This window comes from Cobetia sp. ICG0124 (genome assembly GCF_004006355.1).
Classification (GTDB): domain Bacteria; phylum Pseudomonadota; class Gammaproteobacteria; order Pseudomonadales; family Halomonadaceae; genus Cobetia; species Cobetia marina.
On sequence record NZ_CP024893.1, the window covers coordinates 158,208 to 183,575 of the forward strand.

The 25,368-nt window shown below is 64.5% G+C and carries 23 protein-coding genes, 1 tRNA gene and 2 pseudogenes; 11 read left to right on the forward strand and 15 right to left on the reverse strand.

Going from position 1 to position 25,368, the window contains the following annotated elements; translation table 11 throughout:
• Positions 1-6 precede the first annotated feature (6 nt).
• The 9 genes and pseudogenes from CU110_RS00790 to CU110_RS00830 all read right to left on the reverse strand — a co-directional run bounded on the left by CU110_RS00790 (position 7) and on the right by CU110_RS00830 (position 7,000).
• On the reverse strand, positions 7-837 hold the full coding sequence (locus CU110_RS00790) for a DUF1365 domain-containing protein (protein WP_077373383.1): 831 nt from the start codon (positions 835-837) through the stop codon (positions 7-9).
• Positions 834-2,180, reverse strand: a complete 1,347-nt coding sequence (locus CU110_RS00795; RefSeq protein ID WP_084207750.1) for an FAD-dependent oxidoreductase — start codon at positions 2,178-2,180, stop codon at positions 834-836. Before CU110_RS00795 ends, CU110_RS00790 begins: the two co-directional genes overlap by 4 nt.
• A gap of 33 nt (positions 2,181-2,213) precedes the next feature.
• Positions 2,214-2,966: an SDR family NAD(P)-dependent oxidoreductase gene (locus CU110_RS00800; protein ID WP_240665432.1), complete on the reverse strand. Its 753-nt coding sequence runs from the start codon at positions 2,964-2,966 to the stop codon at positions 2,214-2,216.
• A gap of 24 nt (positions 2,967-2,990) precedes the next feature.
• Positions 2,991-3,188: a hypothetical protein gene (locus tag CU110_RS16385; protein ID WP_240665587.1), complete on the reverse strand. Its 198-nt coding sequence runs from the start codon at positions 3,186-3,188 to the stop codon at positions 2,991-2,993.
• Between the two features lie 7 nt (positions 3,189-3,195).
• A pseudogene (locus CU110_RS16390) lies at positions 3,196-3,447 on the reverse strand (nuclear transport factor 2 family protein); the annotation flags it as partial.
• Between the two features lie 33 nt (positions 3,448-3,480).
• Positions 3,481-4,938, reverse strand: a complete 1,458-nt coding sequence (phrB, locus tag CU110_RS00810) for a deoxyribodipyrimidine photo-lyase (protein WP_127736624.1) — start codon at positions 4,936-4,938, stop codon at positions 3,481-3,483.
• Entirely contained in the window at positions 4,938-5,849 is a 912-nt protein-coding gene (locus CU110_RS00815; RefSeq protein WP_077373395.1) for a MerR family transcriptional regulator, read from the reverse strand. Before CU110_RS00815 ends, phrB begins: the two co-directional genes overlap by 1 nt.
• 77 nt (positions 5,850-5,926) lie before the next feature.
• Complete coding sequence (locus CU110_RS00820) at positions 5,927-6,355, reverse strand: CbiX/SirB N-terminal domain-containing protein (protein WP_127734326.1); 429 nt, start codon at positions 6,353-6,355, stop codon at positions 5,927-5,929.
• 138 nt (positions 6,356-6,493) lie between these two features.
• Positions 6,494-7,000, reverse strand: a complete 507-nt coding sequence (locus CU110_RS00830) for an FAD-dependent oxidoreductase (RefSeq protein ID WP_164850234.1) — start codon at positions 6,998-7,000, stop codon at positions 6,494-6,496.
• Positions 7,001-7,159: 159 nt separating this feature from the next.
• On the opposite strand from CU110_RS00830, the gene CU110_RS00835 reads away from it, so the two are divergent.
• Positions 7,160-8,230: a TIGR01777 family oxidoreductase gene (locus CU110_RS00835; RefSeq protein WP_127734332.1), complete on the forward strand. Its 1,071-nt coding sequence runs from the start codon at positions 7,160-7,162 to the stop codon at positions 8,228-8,230.
• A gap of 28 nt (positions 8,231-8,258) precedes the next feature.
• Here the strand turns inward: CU110_RS00835 and CU110_RS16395 are convergent.
• From CU110_RS16395 to CU110_RS00850, 3 genes and pseudogenes are all read right to left on the reverse strand, one after another.
• Positions 8,259-8,909, reverse strand: a pseudogene (locus CU110_RS16395) (RluA family pseudouridine synthase); the annotation flags it as partial.
• On the reverse strand, positions 8,833-11,775 hold the full coding sequence (gene rapA / locus CU110_RS00845; RefSeq protein ID WP_077373406.1) for an RNA polymerase-associated protein RapA: 2,943 nt from the start codon (positions 11,773-11,775) through the stop codon (positions 8,833-8,835). The pseudogene CU110_RS16395 and the gene rapA, both read right to left, overlap by 77 nt.
• A gap of 102 nt (positions 11,776-11,877) precedes the next feature.
• Positions 11,878-12,735: a TlpA disulfide reductase family protein gene (locus CU110_RS00850; protein WP_084207756.1), complete on the reverse strand. Its 858-nt coding sequence runs from the start codon at positions 12,733-12,735 to the stop codon at positions 11,878-11,880.
• Between the two features lie 147 nt (positions 12,736-12,882).
• Here CU110_RS00850 and CU110_RS00855 point away from each other — a divergent pair, with 147 nt between their 5' ends.
• On the forward strand, positions 12,883-13,143 hold the full coding sequence (locus CU110_RS00855) for a hypothetical protein (protein WP_077373412.1): 261 nt from the start codon (positions 12,883-12,885) through the stop codon (positions 13,141-13,143).
• A 14-nt stretch (positions 13,144-13,157) separates the two neighbouring features.
• On the opposite strand, the gene CU110_RS00860 is transcribed toward CU110_RS00855, so the two are convergent.
• The 3 genes from CU110_RS00860 to ispB all read right to left on the reverse strand — a co-directional run bounded on the left by CU110_RS00860 (position 13,158) and on the right by ispB (position 14,712).
• Positions 13,158-13,388, reverse strand: a complete 231-nt coding sequence (locus CU110_RS00860; RefSeq protein ID WP_084207757.1) for a hypothetical protein — start codon at positions 13,386-13,388, stop codon at positions 13,158-13,160.
• A gap of 91 nt (positions 13,389-13,479) precedes the next feature.
• A tRNA-Pro gene (locus tag CU110_RS00865) sits at positions 13,480-13,556 on the reverse strand.
• A gap of 166 nt (positions 13,557-13,722) precedes the next feature.
• Positions 13,723-14,712 (reverse strand): octaprenyl diphosphate synthase, encoded by a 990-nt coding sequence (gene ispB / locus CU110_RS00870; RefSeq protein WP_084209569.1) that lies wholly within the window; start codon positions 14,710-14,712, stop codon positions 13,723-13,725.
• A 283-nt stretch (positions 14,713-14,995) separates the two neighbouring features.
• On the opposite strand from ispB, the gene rplU reads away from it, so the two are divergent.
• The 9 genes from rplU to lspA all read left to right on the forward strand — a co-directional run bounded on the left by rplU (position 14,996) and on the right by lspA (position 25,354).
• Positions 14,996-15,307, forward strand: coding sequence for a 50S ribosomal protein L21 (gene rplU, locus CU110_RS00875; RefSeq protein ID WP_065392479.1), 312 nt, complete (start codon positions 14,996-14,998; stop codon positions 15,305-15,307).
• 33 nt (positions 15,308-15,340) lie between these two features.
• Complete coding sequence (gene rpmA / locus CU110_RS00880; RefSeq protein WP_043335969.1) at positions 15,341-15,598, forward strand: 50S ribosomal protein L27; 258 nt, start codon at positions 15,341-15,343, stop codon at positions 15,596-15,598.
• Between the two features lie 125 nt (positions 15,599-15,723).
• On the forward strand, positions 15,724-16,920 hold the full coding sequence (gene cgtA / locus CU110_RS00885) for an Obg family GTPase CgtA (protein WP_077373417.1): 1,197 nt from the start codon (positions 15,724-15,726) through the stop codon (positions 16,918-16,920).
• 261 nt (positions 16,921-17,181) lie between these two features.
• Positions 17,182-18,312, forward strand: coding sequence for a glutamate 5-kinase (proB, locus tag CU110_RS00890; RefSeq protein ID WP_077373512.1), 1,131 nt, complete (start codon positions 17,182-17,184; stop codon positions 18,310-18,312).
• Between the two features lie 264 nt (positions 18,313-18,576).
• Positions 18,577-18,843, forward strand: coding sequence for a 30S ribosomal protein S20 (rpsT, locus tag CU110_RS00895; RefSeq protein WP_077373420.1), 267 nt, complete (start codon positions 18,577-18,579; stop codon positions 18,841-18,843).
• Positions 18,844-19,075: 232 nt separating this feature from the next.
• A complete protein-coding gene (murJ, locus tag CU110_RS00900) occupies positions 19,076-20,614 on the forward strand; it encodes a murein biosynthesis integral membrane protein MurJ (protein WP_255317675.1) in 1,539 nt (512 codons plus the stop codon).
• Positions 20,615-20,737: 123 nt separating this feature from the next.
• Positions 20,738-21,871 (forward strand): bifunctional riboflavin kinase/FAD synthetase, encoded by a 1,134-nt coding sequence (gene ribF, locus CU110_RS00905; RefSeq protein ID WP_127734336.1) that lies wholly within the window; start codon positions 20,738-20,740, stop codon positions 21,869-21,871.
• Between the two features lie 11 nt (positions 21,872-21,882).
• Positions 21,883-24,714, forward strand: coding sequence for an isoleucine--tRNA ligase (ileS, locus tag CU110_RS00910; RefSeq protein ID WP_084207758.1), 2,832 nt, complete (start codon positions 21,883-21,885; stop codon positions 24,712-24,714).
• Positions 24,715-24,826: 112 nt separating this feature from the next.
• Positions 24,827-25,354: a signal peptidase II gene (gene lspA / locus CU110_RS00915; protein WP_240499635.1), complete on the forward strand. Its 528-nt coding sequence runs from the start codon at positions 24,827-24,829 to the stop codon at positions 25,352-25,354.
• Positions 25,355-25,368: the final 14 nt, after the last annotated feature.

Below are 25,368 nucleotides of genomic sequence, written 5' to 3' on the forward strand. Positions count from 1 at the left end.
ATGTCCTCATGACGGATGCCGAGTCTCTGGCTGAGGGCGCGGATGATCGAAGATCGGCACGCGCTTGAGCGCCAGACGCAGCGCCTCGTAATGGATGCCTGCCACGGTCTTGAGCGTCATCCACGGGAAGCGCAGCAGCAGGCGGGTCATGGCGCGTGGAGTCGCGGGTTCCAGATGCAGGCTCAGGCTGGCATCGAAGAGTGATTCCCCGGGCTTGCGTGTCACTTCCTCGCCCAGTGGATGATTTTCCATGTGCAACAGGAGCTCATCGTTGCTGGGGTCATTGAAGCGCCAGTGATAGCGCATGCCCATCGGCATGAAGGGCGAGACATGCAGGCGCTTGTCGAAATGCGCCGAATGCATGCGCCGTCGCGAATCGGTGCGCGAGGCATACAGCACACGCTCGCCCCAGGGAATGTTGGTCACCTCACCGAGCACGGCGCCCAACTGGCCCGTCGCGTGGTAGAGGTAATAGAGTCGGATCGGGTTGAAGCCCACCCCGAAATGCCGCAGCTGGGTCAGCAGGAAGATGCGGCCTTGCGGCAGGGGCGCATGATCGCCCGCCATGGCGAGCTCGCGTCGACAAGCCTCATGGACACGCTCGATCAATGGGCCATCCGTCAGACCGTGCAGGGCTGCCGGGAGATGGTCGCGTTCGCGAAAGGCCAGCGGTGCCGCCCGGCTGGCGCTTGCCAGACGCCGGCCTGCCATCAGGTCCGGCAGCTCATCCAGCGCCAGCCACGCCATCGCGACGCGATAGCGAAAGGCATGCTGGCGCGGCGCATGGCGGCGATGGCGCAGCGTGCCGTAGCCGATACGGCTGGCGGGCGCCTTCAATCGTCTGCCTCGCGGGCACCCAGTGCCTCGGCGACGCGCAATGCACTCCACACGCCATCTTCATGGAAGCCGTTGCGCCACCAGGCACCACAGAAATGGGTGCGTCCCACCGGGCCACCAGACCGTGGCGAGACACCGGAGATCTCCATGAAGCGCTGCTTGGCGGCCTCGGCCTCAAGCGTGAAGCGCGGGTGATCATAGGCGTAACGGCCCAGTACGAGGGCGGGGTCGATGGCATCGCTGTCGTTGAGCGTGATGCAGAAGGTCTCTCGAGGCGGATAGTCGCGCTCATCGAGGCGCTGCAGGATGTTCATGTCGTAGGTGACGCTGGCTCGCTGGGCGTCATCCCGGCCATCGAGACGGTAGTTCCAGCTCGCCCAGGCCTCACGGCGCCTGGGCAGCAGGGAGGTGTCGGTGTGCATCACCACGTCATTGCGCTGGGTCGTGATCGCCGAGAGCACGTCCTGCTCACAGGCGCTGGCGTCTTTCAGCAGAGCCAGTGCCTGAGGCGCATGACAGGCCAGCACCACCTGATCGAAGCGTTCGCAGCGCCCATCGACGTGCTCCAGTGTCACGCCGTCGACATCGCGCCGTATCTGGCGGATCTCGCTGTTGAGGTGAATGCGCTCGGCATAGCCCTCGGTCAGCGGGGCGATGTAGCTGCGTGACCCACCGATCAGCGTGAACCACTGGGGACGATCGTTGATCGACAGCAGGCCGTGATGGCGGAAGAAGCGCACGAAGAACTGCAGCGGGAAGCGCTCGATGTCCGCGATGCTGGCGGACCAGATCGCCGCGCCCATCGGCAGCAGATAATGCTCACGAAACACCTGCGAGTAGCCGTTGGCGTCGAGATAGCTGCCCAGGGTCGCGTCCTCGGCGAGCCTGCCGCTGTCCAGGTCCGCCGCGGCCTGCTGATTGAAGCGCAGGATGTCACGCAGCAGTCGATAGAAGCGCGGGCGCAACAGGTTGCGTTTCTGGGCGAACAACGACAGCAGCGTATGGCCGTTGTACTCGAAGTCCTCGGCGGTGGTGTGTACCGAGAAGCTCATCTCGGTGGGCTGATAGGCGACATCGAGACGCTCCAGCAGGCGCTGGAAGTGGGGATAGGTGCGGTCGTTGAAGACGATGAATCCGGTATCGATGGCCCATTCGCTGCCATCGGCGGTCTGCACGTCCATGGTCGCAGTGTGGCCGCCGAGACGCTCGGCCGACTCGAAGACATGCACCTCGTGGTGACGACTGAGGTAGTAGGCCGCTGCCATGCCGCTGATGCCGCTGCCGATGACGGCGATCCGCTGGCGGGGAAGAGGAGCTGTTGCCTGTGACGTCGTTGTATTCATGCCACTCCAGAGAAGGAACCTGCCTGATGTCGGTCAATCTCGCGTCATGCGCAGTCCGATCTGGCGGCGCAATGTCGGCGGTAGAATGCCCAGCAGCTTCACCAGCAGCGTGAAGCGCCTGGGAAAGTGGATATCGAGCCGGTGACGCGCCAGCCCTGACACGATCGCCTCGACGGCCTGATCGACCGTGACCTGCATCGGCATCGGGAAGTCATTGCGCTCGGTCAGCGGTGTCTTAACGAAGCCCGGATGAATCACGCTGACATCGATCCCCTGGGCATCCAGGTCCAGCCGCAGCGACTCGAGGAAGTAGCTCACTGCAGCCTTGGAAGCCCCATAGGCTTCGGCGCGTGGCAGCGGCAGGTAGGCCGAGGCACTCGACACCGCCGCCAGCTGTGGCCGCTCTCCCCCCTGCGCGGCAGCCGTGCGAAGCAGGGGCAGCGCGCTCTCGATCACATCCACGGCTGCCTGGAAATTGGTGGCGAAGACTCGGTGAACCAGATCGGCCTCGAAATCACGTGCATCCAGATATTCGCAGGTACCTGCGTTGAGGAGCATCAGGTCGAGTCCACCGAAGTCTTCCTCGATCTGTCGTGCGGCCGTGCGGATGGCATCACGGTCGGTGAGATCCAGCGTGATCACCAGTGCATCACCGGGGCCTTGTTCGGCGTCGGCCGCGATGGCCTTCAGCTTGTCGGTGGAGCGTGCGCTCAGCACGACACGATGCCCATCGGCCAGCAGGCGACGTGCCAGCCCTTCACCGATCCCGGAGCTGGCACCGGTCAACCAGATGCGCTTGCGTGTCGTGGCTCAGTCCATGCGTCGCTTGAGCAGCCTGATCACCTTGCCCAGCAACGGCACCTGCTCGTAGAGCAGCTCGCCGGCATCGAAGAAGTCACGGTGCCGACATACCTTGCCGTGTCGGAATTCGAGGCGTGAGGCACCTTCCACCACGATATCGCTGCCGCCGTTCAGGCGCGGATGGCGATAGGTCATCGTCCAGCTCAACCATGCCAGTCCCTGCTCCGCGCTCTCTCGGGCCCAGCGGATGATGAAACACGAAATCAATCGATGAGACATTCGTGTACAACCCTGAGAAATACTGATTGAGCGCTTCCAGGCCCTGAGCTTCGTGCAGAGGGTCGCGAAAAACGACATCGTCACTATAGACTGATTTCAGCAGCTCTGTAGAGGTTTTGTCCAGCTTTTCGTAAAGGCGACAGACCCGAACCAGCGCCGGGCTCATCTCGGGGGGCAGCGATTGCATGGCTGTGCTCCTGACGTCGAGACACTGGCAGGGTCATTCGCTTCTGGTGAGCGCCTTGAAGGCATCGAGGGCTCGCTGGCGGGCGGCCTTGTGGTCGACGATCGGGCGCGGGTAGCCACAGGCATGGCAGTCGTCAGCCGTGGGCTGGTGACGACGCTTGGCGGGAAGGTCGGCCAGCTCAGGCACGAAGCTTGCGATGAAGTCGCCGTCCTTGTCGAAGCGTTGCCCCTGGGTGGTGGGGTTGAAGATGCGGAAATAGGGCGCGGCATCGGTGCCGGTCGAGGCGGCCCACTGCCAGCCGCCATTGTTGGCCCCCAATTCACCATCCACCAGGTGCGCCAGGAAGTAGGCCTCACCACGGCGCCAGTCGATCAACAGGTGCTTGGTGAGGAACATGGCCGTCACCATGCGCAGGCGATTGTGCATCCAGCCGGTCTCGACCAGCTGGCGCATGGCGGCATCGACGATGGGGTAGCCGGTACGCCCTTCGCACCAGGCGGCGAAGCCTGCGTCATCATCGCGCCATTGCAGGGCTTCGGTATGGCGCTGGAAGGGACGGTGGCGATTGACGCGCGGAAAGCCGACCAGGATGTGCTGGTAGAACTCGCGCCAGATCAGCTCGTTGACCCAGGTGGTCAGGCCGACATCACCGTCGGCGAGACTGCCGTTTTCCGCCAATACCGCCGCGTAGCACTGTCGAGCCGAGATCATGCCGAGCGCCAGATAGGGGGACAGTTCGCTGGTGCCGCGCGTGGCGGGCAGGTCGCGCTGCTCGTGGTAGCGGCGCGCCCGGAAGGTCATGAAGCGCTCCAGGCGCTCCTGGGCGGCATCCTCGCCGGCAGGCCATCGCTCCGCCTCCAGCGGCTCGCTCGGCCCATGTTCCACGTCGACGCTTAGCGTGTCGGGAAGCGCGGGAATGGCGTCTCCCGAAATCTCGCGTCCCTCGGCGTCTCGGGGCGCATCCTGCACCGCGGGAGCCTCATTGAGCGCCAGACGCCGCGCGTCGATCTCCTTGTGCCAGCGCTTGGAGAAGGGCGTGAAGACGCCGTAGTAATCGCCCTTGCCGGTCAGCAGTTCGCCGGGCGTGAAGGCGAGCATGTCAGTGTAGCGATGCAGGCGGATGTCGCTGTCGGCCAGGCGCGCGCGGACGAGTCTGTCGCGCTCGCGCTCATTGACGGCGTACTCGTCATTGAAGTGCAGCGCCTGGGCGCCAAGTTGCGTGCACAGCGTGGCCAGCGCTTCGGGCACTTCCGCGAAGGTGTCGCAGTCGAGGACCTTGAGCGGGATGTGATGGCCGGCGAGTGCCTGCTGCAGGACGTGCAGACCGCGACGCAGGAAGTCGAGCTTGTTGGCACCATGACCATGGGTCATCCACTGGGCATAGCAGGGGGTGACCACCGCCACCACCGGGCCGCGTGCGGCCGCTTGCGAGAGGGCGGTATTGTCATGCACGCGCAGGTCGCTTCGCAGCCACACGAGCTGCAGAGGGATCAACGAGCCAGCAAGGACCTCAGGCGGACCACCGCTTGAACGGGGTCGGCCCCGAGACCTTCCAGGGGCCCGTCCACCAGCTCCTGCTGGCGAATCTGGGCGGCCGGGCCAGCGATGGCCAACGGCACGGAGAGTTGTTCTGCCACCCGCGGCAACTGGCGGCGCATGACATCGCTGCGCTCGGCCTGAGTGCCGACCAGGATCACGGCCTGCGCCTGGAACCGCTCAGCGGCCAGTGGCAGCTCGGCCAGGGGCAGCGGGCCATCCAGCAGGCTGACGTGATAACCGGCATCGCTGGCGACCAGCGCCAGCAGCAGCAGCCAGCTCAACCCCGGTTCATCCGGCAGGCGCGTCAGAGTGATGTGCGGGGCATGGCGCTCCTGATTCGCGAACATCAGGCGGGCGCCGATACGTGAGCGCAGGAAGCTCTCGAGGAAACATTGTGCCAATCGGGCCCCGAAGGTCGTGGTGCCACGCTCCTCCAGCTGCTCGACCACCGGCTTCCACAGGCGTTCGACCACACTGTTGACCGGATACAGCGCCAGACTCTGGTTGTAGAGCTCCGCCAGCCGAGACTCATCCTGGGCGTCGATGGCGGCCATGATCAGTTGCTGCTGGCCGCCCCAGCTGCCTTCATCCGGCATCGGCGCCGTCTCTGGCTGGGGCTGATCCAGTAGCTCCCGCACCTGACTGACGGGCACGCCTCTGTTGAGCCACTGCAGGATGTGCTCGATGCGCTCGATGTCCTCGCGGGCATACAGGCGATGTCCCTTGGGCGTACGGCGCGGTTCGATCAACCCGTAGCGGCGCTCCCAGGCTCTCAACGTGACCGAATTGACGCCGGTCAGGCGTGAGACTTCACGGATCGGAAACAGGGGCGAGCTGGCAGTTTCCGTGGCCTTGTCAGTCATGGATGGTGTTACCTCTGCATTCGAAGCGCTGCGGGATGCCGGCAATGCATCTTGTGCATTAGCTGTACATGTGGGGCTCAGGATGGCGCAGCCGCCTCGGCCTGACAAGTGGCATCACGCGTCGCGTTGTCCTGTTGCTCCACAATCTCGATCAAGGCCTCGACAAACGCTGGATGGGCACCCACCGGGTCCAGCAACGTGATCGGACAATCCGGATGCTGCTGGCGGGATGTCTCGAGCATGGCGGGGACGTCTTCGCGCAGATGGCGGCCCGCCGCAAAGAACAGCGGCAGGATGTCGATACGCGCCGCACCGTCCGCCGCCAGGGCGTCGATGGTGTCGGTCAGCAGCGGGTCACACAGCTCCATGTAGGCCAGACGTGTCGGGCGCTTCAGGCGACTGGCGAGCGAGGTCTCGAGTGCCTCGAAGGGCTCGCGCCAGCGTGGATCACGCGAGCCATGCGCCAGCAGGATCAAGGCATCATCCTGGTGTTCCGTCTTGCTCATGAGGGCTTCCTGTGGGTCGGATGAGCATAGCGCCAGCGATGGGCCGTGAGCGATACCTTGTCTTCGCTCCAGTCCTCGCCAAGCGCCTGGATCTCGGGCAGTGCCGTGAAGGCTTGCCAGAGTGCCGCGCAGATGTCCTCAGGCGAGTCTTCCAGGTGAGTCTGGCTCCAGCCGGCGGTGGCCAGCAGGCTCAGGGTCTCGCGCCGCCGCTTCATCGTGGATCAGGCGTGTGATGCGCAGGCGAGTGTGCAGGGTGGCATTGGCCGGCAGCTCCTCGCTCAGGTGGCGGCTCAGGGCGCTCATGCGCGGACTGGCCACATAGCGGGCAGAATCATCGCGAAGCCGCTGCCATTCCTGCGTGTCAGACGCTGTCTTGCCCAGACGCAACAGCCTGTCACCCCAGGGGGCGACGATACCGTCTGCCCGCCATGTCTCGAGCGCTGACTGGAAGCGCGGATCACGCGCGGTGAAATACTGAGCGCCGATGTCGAGGGGGCCGTGGGGAGTGCGCCGACTGGCCAGACGACCGCCCGGGCCGCGTGCCTTCTCGAAGATCGTCACCGCGTGACCCTGCGCTGCCAGGTACGAAGCAGCAGAGAGACCGGCGATACCGGCACCGATGATGGCGATGGACGATACTGACATCAGGCAGGACTCCTGCTGGGGAAGATGGACTGGGAGGATGCAGCATGAAATGACGCCGGCATCCCTTGAAGTTAACTTCTTGTGCAGGATTGTACAATAAAGGTATAGATTCATGGCAAGAGTTGGCACACTCGATGCTTCATCGCCGAGGAGGACAGCATGCGAATCTTGATCACGGGGGCAACGGGATTTGTCGGGCAGGCACTCTGCCGCTCACTGTCCGCGGCCGGGCATGAGCTGGCAGTGGTGTCACGTCGTCCGGAGCGGGCCGAGCGGCAGTTCGCCGAACTGGGCATCACCCTGAAGGCGGCGGATTCGGCGCTGATGTTCAAGGACTGGCAGCCACAGGGCATCGTCAATCTGGCGGGGGAATCGATTGCCGGGAGGCGCTGGAGCGAGGATCACAAGCAAGAGCTGCGTCGCTCGCGGCTGGAAACCACCGAGCATCTGGTGCTGCTGTGTCAGCAACTGGCGGCTGAGGGGCAGGCTCCCCAGGTGATGGTATCCGGTTCGGCGATGGGCTATTACGGCGCGCAGCCCAAGGCGGGTGAGCCGGGTGATGTCGAGATCGACGAGCAGGCAACGCCTCACGATGACTTCAATCATCGCCTGTGTCGCGACTGGGAAGCGGCCGCCATGCCAGTCTCGGACTGTGGTGTTCGCCTGGCGATCATCCGCATCGGTCTGGTGATGGAAGCGGATGGCGGAACGCTCGCCAAGTTGTTGACGCCCTTCAAGTTCGGCTTGGGTGGGCGTCTCGGCGATGGCCGTCACTACATGCCGTGGATCCACCGCCATGATCTGATCCGCATCATCGAGCGTCTGCTGGAGGATGAGGACTTGAGTGGGGCCTTCAATGCCAGTGCACCGCATCCGGTCACCAACATGGGCTTTACCCACGCCTTGGCGCGCGGTCTGGGGCGCCCGGCGATCCTGCCGCTGCCGGCCAAGGCCCTCAAGCTGGGGCTGGGAGAGATGAGCACGCTATTGCTGGAGGGCGCCCGCATGGTGCCGGCGCGTCTGCTGGCCGCAGGCTTCACCTTCGACTACCCGACCCTCGACGTGGCCTTCGCCGACATTCTGGCGGCTAGAACGGCAGCGGAGCGTTCAGCACCAGCGATGGCGCGTCGCTGCCTGTCGCTGACGGAATCACCAGCTGAGCGGCATGCAGCAGCAGGCGAGGGCTGGCATTCAGTGCCGCCCCGCGTGCATAGAAGCCATCACCGATGATGGGATGGCCGAGCGCCAGCATATGCAGGCGCAGCTGATGCGAGCGCCCGGTATGAGGTGTCAGCAGGACACGGCTGGCGGCGAGGGTCTGAGGCGAGCCATCCGGGCGCTGGCCATCGAGCATCAGGTGACGCTCGACTTGATAGTGCGTCAGTGCCGGTTTGCCATGGAGGAAGTCGACGATCTGCCGCGGTCTGCGCGGCCAGTCACAGCGCAGCGGCAGGGCGATGCTGCCCTCGTCGGGCGTGAGATGCCCTGCCACCACGGCCACGTAGCGTTTCTCGAGGGTGCGCGACTGGAAGAGGCGCGACAGCCGCCGCTGTCCCTCGACATTGCGCGCCACCAGCAGCACCCCGGAAGTTGCCACATCCAGCCGATGCACGGCACGGGTGTCCTCGCTCAACCGGCACAGGCGCGAATGGACGCTGTCGAAGCGTGAAGGGTCGCGGCCCGGTACCGAGGGCAGCTCGGCCGGCTTGTCGATCGCCCACCAGTCATCGCCTGCCGCCAGCAGCGTCAGCCCCACTCCCTCGACACGCGCGACCTCCTCGGCAAGGCGTTGTCCCTGCCAGCCATGCTCGGTCGTGGTATCGGCGGGCAGATCAACGTTCGTGAGCATCCACGGTGACGATGACGCGCACGCTGTCCAGACGCAGACGCGTGGTCTCGATGGCGCCATCGAGAGCGGCACGCTCCTGGCGCAACGCTTCCAGCTCTTCCTCGCGCACCGACGGGTTGTGGCTGGCCAATGCTTCGAGGCGGGCGAGCTCAGCACTGAGCTGCTCACGCATCTGCTGCTGGGCCTGCTCGACGATGCTCGGCAGTTCGCGCTCGGCTTCCTGCTCGGCGTCGCTCATCAGCTTGCGCAGTGTCGCGTGGCTCTGCTTGATCAGATCACGCGCGACCGCCTTCTTGACCGGCTTGAGGTTCTTGGCCAGCCCGCCGAAGGAGACCTTGTCGGACAGGTTGCTGCCGTTTTCATCCAGCAGCACCCGGATGGCGGTCGGTGGCAGGAAGCGACCCAGGCGCAAGCCGCGCGGTGCGGTGGACTGGGTGCGGAACACCACTTCCGTCATCAGGCGACCGCCCGGGATCGCCGGGTGCTTGAGCAGTGCCAGCGCCGTGTTGCCCATGGAGCCATCGATGATGCGCACCAGCATCTCGCGGACCAGCGGGTGCTCCCACGACAGATGCTGGACATCTTCGCGTGACAGCGCCGTGGCGCGGTCGCTGGTGACGCTGAAGCCTTCCTCGCCCTTCACCAGCCCCGGCAGGCCGTCGAGCATGTGCGGGCCTGGTGCCAGGTAGGTGATGCCATCGCCGAGGTCACGGCTCTCGATGCCGAAGATGTCGAAGGCGCGCTCCAGGTAGCCCGGCAGCGCCTTGTCGTTGTCCAGTGTCTCGATGGCGGCGATGACTTCCGCGGCGCGCTCGTGACGACAGGCATTGAGTTCCAGCAGACGGTTGCGACCGGACTGGCGCTCGGCCTGCAGGGCGTCGAAGCGTTCGCGGGTCTGCTCGATGATGCTGTCGATCTCTTCGCTGTCGAGCAGGGCTTCTTCCAGCTCGTCACCGAATTGGGAATACAGCTCGCTGCCGATGCCGTGGGGCGCACTGAAGGCGTCCATGCCATCGCGGTACCAGCGCAGCAGCTGGGCGCCCGGTGAGCCTTCGAAGACCGGTACGTGGATCTCGATCGGGAATTGCTGGCCGATGCGGTCCAGACGCCCGATGCGCTGCTCGAGCTGGTCCGGATGCACCGGCAGGTCGAACATCACCAGGTGGTGGCAGAACTGGAAATTACGGCCTTCCGAGCCGATTTCCGAGCACACCAGCAGCTGCACGCCTTCTTCCTCGGAGGCAAAGGCGGCGGCGGCGCGATCACGCTCGACCAGGCTCATGCCCTCATGGAAGACCGGTGCATGCACACCGCCCAGCACGCGCAGACCTTCGGACAGCTCACGCGCGGTATCGGCGGTGTGACAGATCACCAGCGCCTTCTCGTTGCCGAGGTCGGTCAGGGTTTCCAGCAGCCACATGACGCGCGGGTCGATCTGCCACCAGGGCTCGGCGTTCATGCGGTCATCGGGCAGGGCGCGGTACATCTCGTCGAGGAACAGCACCACCTCGGGGTGGTTCATGCCGGTCTCGATCAGCAGGTCATCGAGGTAGTCCTCGTCACGCTCCAGCTTGCGCACCACACGCCGGTAGGAGGAGGGCAACTCCAGCTCGTGGACGTGCAGACGACGCTCGGGGAAGCCTTCGACGTGGGTGCGCGAGTTGCGGAACATCACGCGGCCAGTGCCGTGGCGGTCGAGCAGCTGGTCACGCAGCTGACGACGGGCGCTGTCGCGCTGGGCGTCATCGCTGTCGCTGTCCATCAGGGTCTCGAGCAGGGCGCGGCTGTCGCCGTCATCCAGCACGGCGGTCAGGCTGTCCAGGCCGCTGGTGTCAGTCGGCAGGGCGTCCAGGCTGTCGATGGCCGAGGCCACGGCGACGTAACCCTCTTCCTCGGCCTTGAAGCGCTCCAGGTCGTGGTAGCGCTCCGGGTCGAGCAGGCGCAGGCGCGCGAAGTGGCTCTCCAGCCCCATCTGCTCCGGCGTGGCGGTCAGCAGCAGCACACCGGCGGTCTGGCGAGCGAGTGATTCGACGCAGGCATAGCCCGGGCCGACCTTGTCTTCGCTCCAGTCGAGGTGGTGGGCTTCATCGACGATCAGCATGTCCCAGTCGCAGGCAGCAGCCTGGACCTGACGTGACGGATTGGCGAACAGCCAGTCCTGGCTGGCCAGAATGATCTGGTTGCCTTCGAAGGGGTTGCGCGTGCCGTGGGCCTTGCATTGCTCTTCATCGAGCAGCGAGACATCCAGCGCGAAGCGGCGCAGCATCTCGACCAGCCACTGGTGGGTCAGGCTCGCCGGTACCAGGATCAGGGCGCGACGGGCACGACCGCTGAGCAGCAGGCGATGCAGGATCAGGCCGGCTTCGATGGTCTTGCCCAGGCCGACTTCATCGGCCAGCAGCACGCGCGGTGCGTGACGGCGCGAGACCTCATCGGCGATGTACAGCTGGTGCGGTACCAGGTCGACCTTGGGGCCGGACAGGCCCAGCGCGGGGCTCTGCTCGACACGATGGAAGTGGCGCAGGGTGCGGTAACGCAGGTCGAACCAGTCATTGCGGTCGACCTGGCCGGTCAGCAGGCGGTCACGGGCCTGGTTGAACTGCATCTTGTCGTTGAGGCGTGCCTCGGGAAGCTCGAGCAGCTCGCCGGCGCTTTCGCCTTCACGTTCACAGATGTAGAGGATCTGGCCGCGCACTTCCTTGGAGTCATCGACGATCAGCCATTCGCCATCGTCGGACTGGATGCGGTCGCCATTGCCGAAGGCGACTCGGGTCAGGGGCGCCTCGCGGAGGCTGTAGGTGCGGGTTTCTTCGCTGGCGGCAAAGAGGACGGTAACCGTGCGGAAATCGACATTGAGGATCGTGCCAAGGCCGAGATCGGCCTCACCATCACTGATCCAGCGCTGACCGGGAATGAAGTCGCTCATGATGCCTCGGGGTAGGACAAAGACGGGAATCGGGAATACAGGGGCGCGGTATCTTACCGGATCACGCGCCGTGGCTTAAGCGCCTTTTGTCCTTGTGAGGCGTCACGATCCAGACGGGGGCATCAGCGCCTGCAGCTGGGCGCGGCTCAACTCGCCGATGTGGCGTTCGATCAGGCGGCCTTCGCCATCGAATATCAGGGTGGCGGGCAGGCCCTGTGCGTCGGCGAGCCCCATCAGCTGCATGGCGGGGTCCAGCAGGGCGTATTCCAGCGTGAGTCGCTCACTCTTGAGGAAACGAGTGACCGCGAGCGCCTGTTCGCCCTGATTGGCCAGCACCACGGTGACATCCGGCCGGGCGTCCACCTCGGCCAGCAGCGGCATCTCCCGGCGGCAGGGCGGGCACCAGGTAGCCCACAGATTGACGATCACGCGCTGATTGCGGACCTCATCCAGCAACACCGGGCGACGATCCAGATGATGCAGGGTGATCGACGGCATGCGCTCGATGGAATGCGTGCTGCCCAGCGGGTCGAGCTGCTTGAGGCCGAGGAAAGCGGTCAGGCCCAGAGTCAGACTGCCCAGCGCGATGACCTGGCGAATCACGCCATGCCGGCGCAGCAGCCACAGGCTGGCCAGGGTCGCGGCCAGCATGCCGCCGAGCAGGTGGTAGCCCGGTTGCCACAGCTTGAGAATATCCAGCGGTGTCTGCTGATAACTTGCCCAGTGCAGGGCGACGTAAGTGAGGCGCGCACCGATCACCCAGCTGACCAGCATGCGATTGAACCAGCGCGAGGGGCTCAGCGGTGAAGAGTCGTGAGCGGGCGCGGTCGTGCCCCTGGCGTGCATGCGCGCCAGTAGACGAATCAGCAGCGAGAACTCGATCAGCATCACCAGGGCTGCCACGAAGGCATAGAGGCGTTCGACGGAAATCAGGGCAGGGCCCAGAGCGATGGCATCCATGCGGTTATCCTTTGGCGGTGTCCGGGAAGGCGCTTGGCCGGCGCTGCAGTCGTGAGGCTCGAGTATGCGATAATCGACGGACTTCGACATCCACGCCTCGCGCGCTGAGCATTGCTCTGGCGCCGAGGACGCTCCAGGGATATCCCCATGCTTTCACATCATTATGACCGTAGCCGTGCGATCGCCGTTGCCAGTCAGGCCGCCGGCCTTATCGCCATCGTCGCGCTGGAAACCTGGCTGGGGGATGCCGCCCGCCCGTGGCAGGGGCTGGTGTTCGCCCTGATGCTTGCCTGTGGACTAGGGTTGGCGCTGCGCAGTTACTACCTCAAGCAAAAGGCCCGCCGCGACCGAGAACGTGCTGGTCGCGAGCGGGCCCGCAAGGCGAGTGACACCTGGATGTCCGATTGACGCAGGTGAGCGACTCAGTAGCTCTGCAGTCGGTAGCCTTCACGCTCCATGCAGTACTTCAGCAGCGTCTGCTTCTCGTTGTCTGACTTGTCCGTCAGGCCAAGTTCGTACTGGCAGCCGGCCCAGGTGTTGTGAGCCTCCGTGCTGTTGGCACCGGGCTTCTCCCATTGGGTACGGGTGGAGGCGTAGGCGGAGAGCAGGGAGGTGAGCAGCAGGGACAGCATGGCAAGGCGCAGTGTGTGCATGTGGCATCCTGAGGGATGTAAGGCATTGGAGGGAAAACCTTCCAGCATCAAAAAAGCCGCTGATCAGTGATCAGCGGCTTTTTCAGATATCTGGTCGGAGTAGCAGGATTCGAACCTACGACCTCTGCCTCCCGAAGGCAGCGCTCTACCAAGCTGAGCTATACTCCGATGCGTCGTGAGCTTGTCTCGACGGAGGTGAATTATACGCAGACAGCTTTGCTTTGCAAGCCCTTGAGGTCAAAAAGTTTTATCGATGTCTCAAGGGGCAATTCGGCTGTCGAGAAGCGCGCTTCTCTTCACCTCATCCTGCCGGTGCTTCTCGTCACGTTGGGGATCAGGCCTGACGGCCGACACTCAACAGCGCGATGCGTTCGAGGCTGTCGCGGAAGTCACTCTCCGGCAGCGCCTCGAGTTCCGCCAGGGCGTTGTCGGCCATTTCCTGCGCGCGACTGCGGGTATAGTCGAGGCCGCCGGTGAGGCGCACGACTTCCAGTACCTCGTCGAGTTGCTCCAGTCCGCCCTTCTCGATGGCGCCACGTACCAGGCTGGCCTGCGCCGGGCTTCCGACCTGCATGGCGCGAATCAACGGCAGGGTCGGCTTGCCCTCGGCCAGGTCATCACCGACATTCTTGCCCATGGTCTCGGCGTCGCCCTGATAGTCGAGCAGGTCATCGATGAGCTGGAAGGCGAGGCCCAGGTAGCGGCCATAGTTCTGCAGCGCGCTGACCTGTGCCGCCGTGACGGTGCCATCTGCTTCCTGGGCGAGTATCGCCCCGGCATGCGCGGCCGCCTCGAACAGCATGGCGGTCTTGCCGTGGATGGTCTCGAAGTAGGCGGCTTCATCGATGTCGGCATTGCCGATGTTGGTCAGCTGCAGGACCTCGCCTTCGGCGATGGTGCAGGTGGCGGCGGAGAGAATCGCCATCACGTCCATCGAGCCGACTTCCACCATCATCTGGAAAGAGCGGGAATAGAGGAAGTCACCGACCAGCACGGAGGGCGCATTGCCCCAGGTGTCATTGGCGGTGGAGCGACCGCGACGCAGACTGGACTCGTCGACGACATCATCGTGCAGCAGTGTCGAGGTGTGCATGAACTCGATCAGTGCGGCCAGGTTGATGTGGCGATCACCCTGATAGCCGAGTGCGCGGGCTGCCAGCAGCACCAGGACCGGGCGCAGGCGCTTGCCACCACTCTGGATGATGTACTGACCGATGGTCTGGACCAGCGGCACGCGCGACTCGAGCTGCGCGAGAATGGTGCGGTCTACGGCGGCGAAGTCATCTGCCACTGCCGCGTGAAGGGTCGATGCGTCGGCTTGCATGAGGTCGTCGTGCCCGTAGCGAGAGGTGAGGCCGCCGTGGCGTGCCATTTGCCGGTTATGCTATGGGGCACCCCTATGGCCGTCAAGGCGTGCACCCGCGCAGGGATGCAGGCTGGCGGCGGGTCGGGCGTGTGCATCTTGACATTGCTTGTCGATCGCGGCACGCGGCGCTATAATACGCGGCCGTGACTCATCCCGCTCCCTGTCAGATGGCTCCAGAAGGGGCGCCACTCGCAGCAGGCCACCCAAGAGCACACCCTTGATGAGTTCGATGGAGAGAATCATGTACGCAGTTATCAAGAGCGGTGGCAAGCAGTACCGCGTTCAGGAAGGCCAGACCCTGAAGCTCGAGAAGCTTGAAGTCGCCACTGGCGAAACTATCCAGTTCGACGAAGTCCTGATGGTCGCTGAAGGCGACGACATCAAGGTCGGCGCTCCGCTGGTTGAAGGTGCCAAGGTTGCTGCCGAGGTCGTGTCTCACGGCCGTGGCGACAAGGTCACCATCATCAAGTTCCGTCGCCGGAAGCACTCCATGCGTCGTGCGGGCCACCGTCAGTGGTTCACCGAAGTCAAGATCACTGGTATCTCTGCGTAATTGCAGCGCTACCCACCATAGGAGAATTATCCAATGGCACATAAGAAGGCGGCGGGCTCTACCCGCAACGGTCGCGATTCTGAATCCAAGCGCCTTGGTGTGAAGCTGTTCGGTGGCCAAGCGGCTATCGCCGGCAACATCATCGTGCGTCAGCGCGGCACCCGTTTCCACGCCGGTACTGGCGTTGGCATCGGCAAGGACCACACTCTCTTCGCTCTGGCCGACGGCCACGTGAAGTTCGAGACCAAGGGTCCGAAGAACCGCAAGTTCGTCAGCATCGTTTCTGCCTGAAACGTCTGACAGCTTACGCAGACTGGACGATGCCCCGGTATCGTATGACGGTCTGCAAGGAAGCCCCGCTCAGGCGGGGCTTTTTTGTCGCATGACGGCCCGGGTCGTCGTCAGGAGAGAGCAGCATGCAGTTCCTTGATGAAGCGTCGATCATTGTCGAGGCCGGACGTGGCGGCAATGGTTGCCTGAGTTTTCGCCGTGAGAAATACGTGCCGCGTGGTGGCCCCGATGGGGGTGACGGCGGGCACGGCGGTAGTGTGTACCTGATCGGGGATGATTCCCTCAATACCCTGATCGACTTCAAGTTCCAGCGCTATTACCAGGCCGAGAGCGGTGACGCCGGCCAGGGCCGTCAGATGGCGGGCAAGGCGGGTGAGGACCTGATCGTCAAGGTGCCGGTCGGCACCACCGTGATCGACGAGGAAACCCTCGAGATCATCGGTGACGTGACGGAAATCGGCCAGCTGGTGCTGGTTGCGCAGGGTGGACGTCGTGGTCTGGGCAACATCCACTTCAAGTCCTCCACCAATCGCGCGCCGCGCCAGACCTCCAAGGGCACCTGGGGTGAGCGTCGCAACCTGCGTCTCGAGATGAAGGTGATGGCGGATGTCGGCCTGCTGGGCATGCCGAATGCCGGCAAGTCGACGCTGATTCGCGCCGTCTCCGCGGCCAAGCCCAAGGTCGCCAACTACCCCTTCACCACGCTGGTGCCGAATCTTGGCGTCGTGAAGATCGGTAGCCACCAGCACTTCGTGATGGCCGACATTCCCGGCCTGATCGAAGGGGCGGCGGATGGTGCCGGCCTGGGGCTGCGCTTCCTCAAGCACCTGACGCGCACGCGCCTGTTGCTGCATGTGGTGGATATCGCGCCCTTCGACGAGAGCGACCCGGTCCATGCGGTCGAGGCGATTCTCAATGAGCTCAAGAACTTCTCCTCGGCACTCACGGAGCTGCCGCGCTGGCTGGTGATCAACAAGATCGATCTGCTGGCGGAAGAGGATCGCGAGGCGATGGTCAAGGACCTCGTCGAGCGTCTGGGCTGGGAAGGTGAGCTGTTCGTCGTCTCCGCGGCCAGTGGTATCGGCACTCAGGAGCTGGTGCAGGCCGCACACCGCTGGCTGGGCGAGCAACGCCTGCAGCTGGCGGAAGATCCGGAAGCTGCCGAGGCGCATGCCGCCCTGCTGGCGCGGATGGAGAACGAGTCGCTGGAGCGCGCTGAAGAGCGCCTGACACGTCGCAAGCGCAAGAAGGATGACGAAGAAGAGGACGATGACGACTTCAATGACGACGATTACGACGTCGAGGTCGAATACGCGCCCTGAGGTCGAGGTTCGTCCGGTGGCTGCCCTGCGAGGCAGTCACTGAGTGACGAGCGACCCGCTTCGCGATTCACGCCCCGCCCCGAGCCTTCTGGTCTCGCGGCGGGGCGTTTTCGTTGCAGGTGCCGCTCGAGGGTGATGACAGCAGCGGGGCGGGAGCGGACAATGACGCGACGGGGCAGTCACAGCCTGCCGAGCGGGGCGGGAGACCACATGACAGGAGATAGTGCGGTGGCGGAGCAGAAGGTGGCGGAAGTGGCGGAGATGGGCAGTCGGGTCGGACGTGAGGCATTGGCCAGGGCGCGGCGCGTGGTGGTCAAGATCGGCAGTGCGCTGCTGACCGACGACGGCCGCGGGCTGGACGATGCCGGCATCGGGCGTTGGGTCGACCAGATCGCGGCACTGCATGCGCGTGGCATCGAGGTGATCGTGGTGTCTTCCGGCGCGATCGCCGTCGGCATGTCCCGGCTTGGCTGGACGGCGCGACCCAGTGGCGTGCATGAGCTGCAGGCCGCGGCGGCGGTCGGCCAGAATGGCCTGACCCAGTGCTATGAAGAGCATTTCCATCGTCACGGCCTGACCACCGCCCAGATTCTGCTGACCCACGACGATCTCTCCAATCGCAAGCGTTACCTGAATGCACGCTCGGCGCTGCGCACCCTGGTGGAGCTGCGCGTGGTGCCGGTGATCAACGAGAATGACACTGTCGTCACCGACGAGATTCGCTTCGGTGACAACGATACGCTCGGCGCGCTGGTCGCCAATCTGCTGGAAGCCGATGCCCTGTTGCTGCTCACCGATCAGGAAGGGCTGTACGACGCCGACCCGCGCCATGATCCGGCGGCCAGGCTGATCGAGGAAGCGCAGGCCGATGACCCGATGCTGGTCAAGGTCGCCGGTGGCGGCGGGGTGCTGGGGCGTGGCGGCATGGCCACCAAGGTGCGGGCGGCGCGCCTGGCAGCCCGCAGTGGCGCGCTGACGGTGATTGCCTCCGGCCGCCAGCCTGACGTGATCACGCGCCTAGCCGCTGGCGAGCGCTTCGGTACCCTGCTGCTGCCCGAGCATGCGCCGATCGCGGCGCGCAAGCGCTGGATCGCCGGGCAACTGCAGGTGCGGGGCACCCTGACGCTGGATGCCGGTGCCGTCAGCGTGCTGACCACGCGTGGTTCCAGCCTGCTGCCGGTGGGCGTGAAGAAGATCGAGGGAGCCTTCAAGCGCGGTGACCTGGTGCAGTGTGTCGATGAATCCGGCGCGCGGATCGCCAAGGGGCTGGTCAACTATTCCGCGGTCGACGCCGAGCGCATCCTGGGGCTGCCGAGTCATCAGATCGAGGCTGCGCTGGGCTATATTGAGGCGCCGGAGCTGATCCATCGCGACAACCTCATCGTGCTGTAGGGCGCATGAGGCCTGCCGATGCGGGCCTCATGCTGGCAGTCATCCGTCTGGCCATGCTAGACTCTGCCGTCCTGTCGGGAGCTGGTCCGCTCCGATGGCGAAGGCTTGGCGGGGCTTCCACGTCAAGTCGCTGATTTCTCTATGGTCTTCACGTCAAGTGTCGAAAGCGAGAGATGACCGGACCCGCTGTCGCCTCGCGACAACGTCTTCCAAATTCAAGTTCATGAGTACGCGCCTACGGGTGGACTCATAAGGAGCATCAAAGTGGCAAACTCCAAGCAAGCTCGCAAGCGCGCTCGTCAGGCTGAAGTCCGTCGTCAGCACAACTCCGCACAGCGTTCCGCCGTGCGTACCAGCGTCAAGAACGTGCTGAAGGCCGTCAAGACTGGTGACCACGCTGCTTCCATGGCCGCTTTCAATGTCGCGCAGAAGGTCCTCGACCGTTACGCCGACAAGGACATCCTGTCCAAGAAGAAGGCCGCTCGCGTCAAGAGCCGTCTGAACGCACGCGTCAAGGCACTGGCTGTCTGAGACGTGTTCGCGTGAAAAAACCGGCTTCGGCCGGTTTTTTTGTGTCTGTCTATCGTGTTGGATGGCATCGGTATCGGATCAGGGAAGTGAAAGGGGTGTCAGGGTGAGCAAGCCGCAGGATGAGTCGCCCAGAGGCGATCAGGATGTCGGGAAGGAGTCGGGTCGCCAGGCCGTGCAGACTGGCTCTCAGGCGACGGCTCAGGCAGAGACCAGCAGTGGAGACAGCCTGCCGGTGCGTGCGGGACTGCTGCGCTCCGGGCTGATCGTCAGCGTGATGACGATGCTGTCGCGGGTGCTGGGGCTGGCGCGAGACGTGATCATCGCCAGTCTGCTGGGGGCAGGCAGCGGGGCGGATGCCTTCTTCGTGGCCTTCAAGATCCCCAACTTCATGCGTCGTCTGTTCGCCGAGGGGGCCTTCAATCAGGCCTTCATTCCGGTGCTGTCCGAGTATGCGACCCGGCGCACGCGGGAAGAGGTCCGCGAGTTGCTGGATGCCGTCAGTGGCAGTCTCGGCGTCATCCTGGCGCTGATCACGGCGCTGGCGATGCTGTGCGCGCCCTGGCTGGTGTGGGTCTTCGCGCCGGGGTTCGGTGACGATGCCGGCAAGCTGGCGCTGACCGGTGACATGCTGCGCCTGACCTTTCCCTATCTGCTGCTGATCTCGCTGACCGCCTTCGCCGGCAGCGTGCTCAATACCTGGAACCGCTTCGCGGTGCCGGCCATCACCCCGGTGCTGCTCAACCTGAGCCTGATCGGCGCGGCGCTGTTGCTGGCACCGCGTTTCGAGACACCCGCCATGGCGCTGGCCTGGGGCGTGTTGATCGCCGGTGGCGTGCAGCTGCTGTTCCAGGTGCCGTTCCTGCTGCGTCTTGGCCTGATGCCCAAGCCATGGCCGAACTTCGCCCACGAAGGCGTGCGGCGCATCCTCAAGTTGATGACACCGGCGCTGTTCGGGGTCTCGGTCTCGCAGATCAACCTGCTGCTGGATACCGTGCTGGCCTCGTTTCTGGTCACCGGCAGCGTGTCGTGGCTCTATTACTCCGACCGGCTGGTCGAACTGCCGCTGGGCATCATCGGCATCGCCATCGGCACCGTGATTCTGCCGGCGCTCTCCAAGCGTCACGCGGAGCAGTCGCTGGAGCACTTCCAGAAGATGCTCGACTGGGCGCTGCGTTCGGTATTGTTGATCGGCGTGCCGGCGGCGCTGGCGCTGGGCGTGCTCGCGGAGCCGCTGCTGATCACGTTGTTCCACTATGGGGCGATGACGGACAATGATGTGGTGATGTCGGCCCAGAGCCTGCGGGCCTACAGCTTCGGGCTGCTGGCCTTCATGCTGATCAAGGTGCTGGCACCGGGCTTCTATGCGCGTCAGGACACGAAGACGCCGGTCAAGATCGGCATCATCGCGATGGTCGCCAACATGGCCTTCAACCTCGCGCTGATCGTGCCGCTGGCCCATGCGGGCCTGGCATTGGCCACGGCGCTGTCGGCCTTCCTGAATGCCGGGCTGTTGGCGCGTGGCCTGTATCGCGAGGGTGTGCTGCGCTTCCAGCCGGGCTGGGGGCGCTATTCGCTGACGCTGATCGGCGGTTGCGCCCTGATGGGCGGCGGCCTGCTGTGGCTGTCACCGGACTGGACCACCTGGCTCGGTTGGGGCCTTTGGGAGCGCTGTGCGATGATGGGGGCGCTGGTCGTCGGCGGTGTGCTGGTCTATGCACTGTGGTTGGGGCTTTGCGGCATACGTCCGCGCCACTTCCGCATGCAGGGCTGAGCCCCGACTCTCGATTCACATCTCGCGTTCCAGCAGTTTTCTCTCTGGTGGGGCAACGGTGGCTGTCAGCGCCGTGCCCCTTCGCTATAATCGACCACTTTCGGCGGCTTGTGTGATGCACGCATGGACTTGATCAGAGGACTCCACAATCTCGCCCGCCTGCGCAAGCAGGATGGCAGTCGCGGCTGCGTGGCCACCATCGGCAATTTCGATGGGGTGCACCTCGGCCACCAGGCGATTCTGGAGCAACTGCGCGAGCGCGCGGCGGCCTATGGGCTGCCGGCCACGGTGGTGGTGTTCGAGCCGCAGCCGCGCGAGTTCTTCGCGGGTGACAAGGCGCCGCCACGCCTGACGCGACTGGCGGAAAAGGTCCGCCTGCTGGGTAGCCACGGCGCCGAGCGCGTACTGTGCCTGCCCTTCAATGAGGCGCTGCGCTCATTGTCGGCCCGTGAATTCATCGAGCAGGTACTGATCGATGGTCTCGGCGTGCGCCACCTGGTGGTCGGCGACGACTTCCGCTTCGGCTGTGATCGTGCCGGTGACTTCGCGCTGCTGGAGCGCATCGGCGCCGCCGAGGGCTTCGCGGTGGAGCATACCCGCACCTTCGAGATCGCCGGTGAGCGTGTGTCCAGCACTCGCGTGCGCAAGGTACTGGCCGCGGGTGACATGGCATTGGCCGCCAGATTGCTGGGACGAGCCCATCACTGGCAGGGGCGCGTGGTCGCGGACCGTCAGCTGGGGCGTACCATCGGCGTGCCGACCGCCAATCTGCCGCTGCCGAATGCGCCGCTGGCGGTCTCCGGCGTCTACGCGGTGATGGCGCATCTGGCCGATGGCCGCGCCTGCCCGGCGGTAGCCAATATCGGCTGGCGCCCGACGGTCGGCACGCCGCGCCCGGTCCTTGAGGTTCACCTGCTGGACTTCGCGGAGGACCTCTATGGCCAGTCGATGCGTGTCAGCTTCTGTGCCTTCCTGCGTGGCGAGCAGCGCTTCGATGGCCTGGAAGCTCTCAAGGCCGCCATCTACGCCGATATCGCATTGGCACGCCGCTTCTTCGCACTGGCCGCAGGTGAGACGCCCGCCAGTGATGAGCAGGCATTGCTCGATTGCATGACCTCGATGGCTGACCTGCCGCTGGCCAGCCGTCCGCTGAGCGCACTGATGATGAATGCGCCGACGGCACCCTTACACGGCACTGCTGAGGTGTCTGATTCCACAGCTCGGGAAGCTCAGGCTTCCCGCCCCCACGACGGCTGACCCGAAAGGCTATGAGCGACTACAAGCACACTTTGAATCTGCCCGATACCGACTTCCCGATGCGCGGCAATCTCCCCAAGCGTGAGCCGGACCAACTGGCCCGCTGGAACGAGATTGACCTCTACGCGCGTCTGCGTGAAGCAGGCAAGGGCCGTCCGAGCTTCGTGCTCCACGACGGCCCTCCCTATGCCAACGGCAATATTCACATCGGTCACGCCGTCAACAAGATTCTCAAGGACATCATCGTCAAGTCCAAGACGATGGCGGGCTTCGATGCGCCTTACGTGCCGGGCTGGGACTGTCATGGTCTGCCCATCGAGCACAAGGTCGAGACCACCCACGGCAAGCATCTCGAGTCCGAGAAAGCCCGCCACCTGTGCCGCGAATACGCGGGCGTGCAGGTGGAAGGTCAGAAGCACGAGTTCATCCGTCTCGGCATCGTCGGTGACTGGGGTAACCCGTATCGCTCCATGGACTTCGCCAACGAAGCCGGCGAGATCCGTGCGCTGGCCGAGATGGTCAAGGGCGGTTATGTCTTCAAGGGCCTGAAGCCGGTCAACTGGTGCTTCGACTGTGGCTCTGCGCTTGCGGAAGCGGAAGTCGAATACGCCGACAAGACCTCTGACGCCATCGATGTCGCCTTCGCGGCAGACGACAGCGCGGCGCTGGCCAAGGCCTTCGGCCTCGAGTCACTGAGCAAGCCGGCGGCGATCGTGATCTGGACCACCACCCCGTGGACCATTCCGGCCAACCAGGCGCTCAACGTTCACCCGGACTTCGTCTACTCGCTGGTCGATACCGGCGAGCGCCTGCTGGTGCTCGCCGAGGAGCTGGTCGACGACAGCCTGGCGCGCTTCGGGCTGAGTGGCGAGACACTGGCGACCGTCAATGGCGCGGCACTGGAGAATCTCAACTTCCGCCACCCGATCTACGATCGTCTGTCGCCGGTCTATCTGGCCGACTACGTCGAGACCGGTGCCGGTACCGGTATCGTCCACTCCGCGCCGGCCTACGGCGAGGATGACTTCCACACCTGCCGTCGTTACGGCATGAGCTTCGACGAGATCGAGAGCCCGGTGCAGGGCAACGGCGTCTACGTGCCGGACCTGCCGGAATTCGGTGGTCAGTTCATCTGGAAGGCCAATCCGAACATCGTCGCGCGTCTGGAAGAACTCGGCGCGCTGATGGCGCACGAGAAGATCACCCACAGCTACATGCACTGCTGGCGCCACAAGACGCCGGTCATCTATCGCGCCACGGCCCAGTGGTTCGTCGGCATGGACATCGCCGGCACCGATGGCGTGACCCTGCGTGACAAGGCGCTGTCCGCCATCGAGGACACCACCTTCATTCCTGCCTGGGGCCAGGCGCGCCTGAAGAGCATGATCGCCAACCGCCCTGACTGGTGCATCTCGCGTCAGCGCAACTGGGGCGTGCCGATTCCGCTGTTCCTGCATCGCGCCACTGGCGAACTGCACCCTGACAGCGTCGCGCTGATGGAAGCGGTCGCGGATCGCGTCGCCGAGCACGGCATCGATGCCTGGTGGTCACTCGACAGCCAGGAGCTGCTGGGCGATGAGGCCGAGAACTACGAGAAGGTCACCGACACGCTGGATGTGTGGTTCGATTCCGGAACGACCCACTGGCATGTGCTGCGTGGCTCGCACCCGCATGGTCACGAGGAAGGTCCGCGTGCCGACCTGTATCTGGAAGGCTCCGACCAGCACCGTGGCTGGTTCCACTCGTCACTGCTGACCGGCTGTGCCATCGACGGCCACGCGCCCTACAAGGCACTGCTGACTCACGGTTTCACCGTCGATGCGCAGGGCCGCAAGATGTCCAAGTCAGTGGGCAACGTGGTCGCGCCGCAGCAGGTGATGGACAAGCTGGGTGCCGACATTCTGCGCCTGTGGGTGTCCTCTAATGACTATTCCGGTGAGATGGCCGTCTCGGACGAGATCCTCAAGCGGACTGCCGATGCCTATCGCCGCATTCGCAACACCTCGCGCTTCCTGCTGTCCAACCTGAACGGTTTCGAGCCCGAGCGTGATGCGCTGGCCTTTGACGACATGCTGGCGCTGGACCAGTGGGTGGTCGATCGTGCCGCCCAGCTGCAGGCACGTGTCGAGCTGGCCTACGAGGAATACCGCTTCCTCGACATCTACCAGCAGGTGCTGACCTTCTGCTCGCGTGAGCTGGGCGGCTTCTATCTGGATGTCATCAAGGACCGCCAGTACACCACGCAGCCGAACTCGCGTGCGCGTCGTAGCTGCCAGACGGCGCTGTATCACGTGATCGAGGCGCTGGCACGCTGGATGGCACCGATCCTCTCCTTCACCGGTGAAGAGATCTACGCCAACATCCCGGGTCCGCGCAAGGACACCATCTTCCTCGAGACGGCCTACACCGGCCTGACCACCCTGGCGGATGATGCCCCCATGGGGCGTGAGTTCTGGGAGCAGGTGCTGCACGTCAAGCAGGCGGTCAACAAGACGCTGGAAGGCGCGCGCAACGCCGGTCTGGTCAAGAATGGCCTGGCGGCGGAAGTCACCCTCTACGTCAATGATGAGCTCAGCACTCTGCTGGCAAGTCTCGGCGACGAACTGCGCTTCGTGATGCTGACCAGCGGCGTGACCCTGGCGCCTCTCGATGCTGCGGGTGACGCAGAAGAGACCGAAGTGTCCGGCCTCAAGGTGGCGGTCAAGGTCAGCGAGAATGCCAAGTGCGAACGTTGCTGGCACCACCGTCCGGAAGTCGGCACCCTGCCGGAACATCCGACTCTGTGTGGCCGCTGCGTGACCAACCTGCCGGATGGCGAAGGCGAGACGCGTCACTTCGCGTGATCGCTGACGCGACCGCGGCATCGTTCAGCCTCCGCTGAGCGCTGATATCGAACGCCGGGCTCTGGCCCGGCGTTCGTGTCTTGCCGCCGACGGATTCATTCGGGAAGGTAACATGACGTCTTCTTCACAACCGCCTGCCAGTGAGGCCGGCTCGGCCGCCAGTGAGCCGATGCGTTCGCCGTTGCGCTGGCTGTGGCTGTCAGTGGTGATCGTGGTGCTGGATCTGACCACCAAGTGGTTGGCCAGCAGTTCTTTGATCTACGGTCAGGCCAACGAGGTGCTGCCGGTCTTCAATCTGACGCTGCTGCACAATACCGGCGCGGCCTTCAGTTTCCTGGCCGGTCATGACGGCTGGCAGCGCTGGCTGTTCGCCGGCATCGCCGTGGTGGCGGCCATCGGTCTGAGCATCTGGCTTGCGCGCCTCAAGCGTCACGAGACCTTCACGGCGCTGGGCATCGCGCTGGTACTGGGTGGCGCACTGGGCAATCTTTATGATCGTGTCGTGCATGGTTACGTGGTGGACTTCCTGTCCTTCCACTGGGGCAATGCCTTCTTCCCGGCCTTCAATGTGGCGGACGTCGCCATCAGCCTGGGAGCCGTGGCACTGATCATCGAATCCTTCCGTGGCCGCTCCGAGTGAGTGGCGCAAACGAG

Coding starts and splice junctions, on each gene's coding strand:
- rplU (WP_065392479.1), top strand. CDS start 14,996: ATGTACGCAGTTATCAAGAGCGGTGGCAAGCAGTACCGCGTTCAGGAA.
- CU110_RS00820 (WP_127734326.1), bottom strand. CDS start 6,355: ATGAGCAAGACGGAACACCAGGATGATGCCTTGATCCTGCTGGCGCAT.
- ileS (WP_084207758.1), top strand. CDS start 21,883: ATGAGCGACTACAAGCACACTTTGAATCTGCCCGATACCGACTTCCCG.
- cgtA (WP_077373417.1), top strand. CDS start 15,724: ATGCAGTTCCTTGATGAAGCGTCGATCATTGTCGAGGCCGGACGTGGC.
- lspA (WP_240499635.1), top strand. CDS start 24,827: ATGACGTCTTCTTCACAACCGCCTGCCAGTGAGGCCGGCTCGGCCGCC.
- CU110_RS00860 (WP_084207757.1), bottom strand. CDS start 13,388: ATGCACACACTGCGCCTTGCCATGCTGTCCCTGCTGCTCACCTCCCTG.
- CU110_RS00795 (WP_084207750.1), bottom strand. CDS start 2,180: ATGAATACAACGACGTCACAGGCAACAGCTCCTCTTCCCCGCCAGCGG.
- proB (WP_077373512.1), top strand. CDS start 17,182: ATGGGCAGTCGGGTCGGACGTGAGGCATTGGCCAGGGCGCGGCGCGTG.
- CU110_RS00850 (WP_084207756.1), bottom strand. CDS start 12,735: ATGGATGCCATCGCTCTGGGCCCTGCCCTGATTTCCGTCGAACGCCTC.
- ispB (WP_084209569.1), bottom strand. CDS start 14,712: ATGCAAGCCGACGCATCGACCCTTCACGCGGCAGTGGCAGATGACTTC.
- CU110_RS00815 (WP_077373395.1), bottom strand. CDS start 5,849: ATGACTGACAAGGCCACGGAAACTGCCAGCTCGCCCCTGTTTCCGATC.
- CU110_RS00830 (WP_164850234.1), bottom strand. CDS start 7,000: ATGTCAGTATCGTCCATCGCCATCATCGGTGCCGGTATCGCCGGTCTC.
- rpmA (WP_043335969.1), top strand. CDS start 15,341: ATGGCACATAAGAAGGCGGCGGGCTCTACCCGCAACGGTCGCGATTCT.
- ribF (WP_127734336.1), top strand. CDS start 20,738: ATGGACTTGATCAGAGGACTCCACAATCTCGCCCGCCTGCGCAAGCAG.
- CU110_RS00835 (WP_127734332.1), top strand. CDS start 7,160: ATGCGAATCTTGATCACGGGGGCAACGGGATTTGTCGGGCAGGCACTC.
- rapA (WP_077373406.1), bottom strand. CDS start 11,775: ATGAGCGACTTCATTCCCGGTCAGCGCTGGATCAGTGATGGTGAGGCC.
- CU110_RS00855 (WP_077373412.1), top strand. CDS start 12,883: ATGCTTTCACATCATTATGACCGTAGCCGTGCGATCGCCGTTGCCAGT.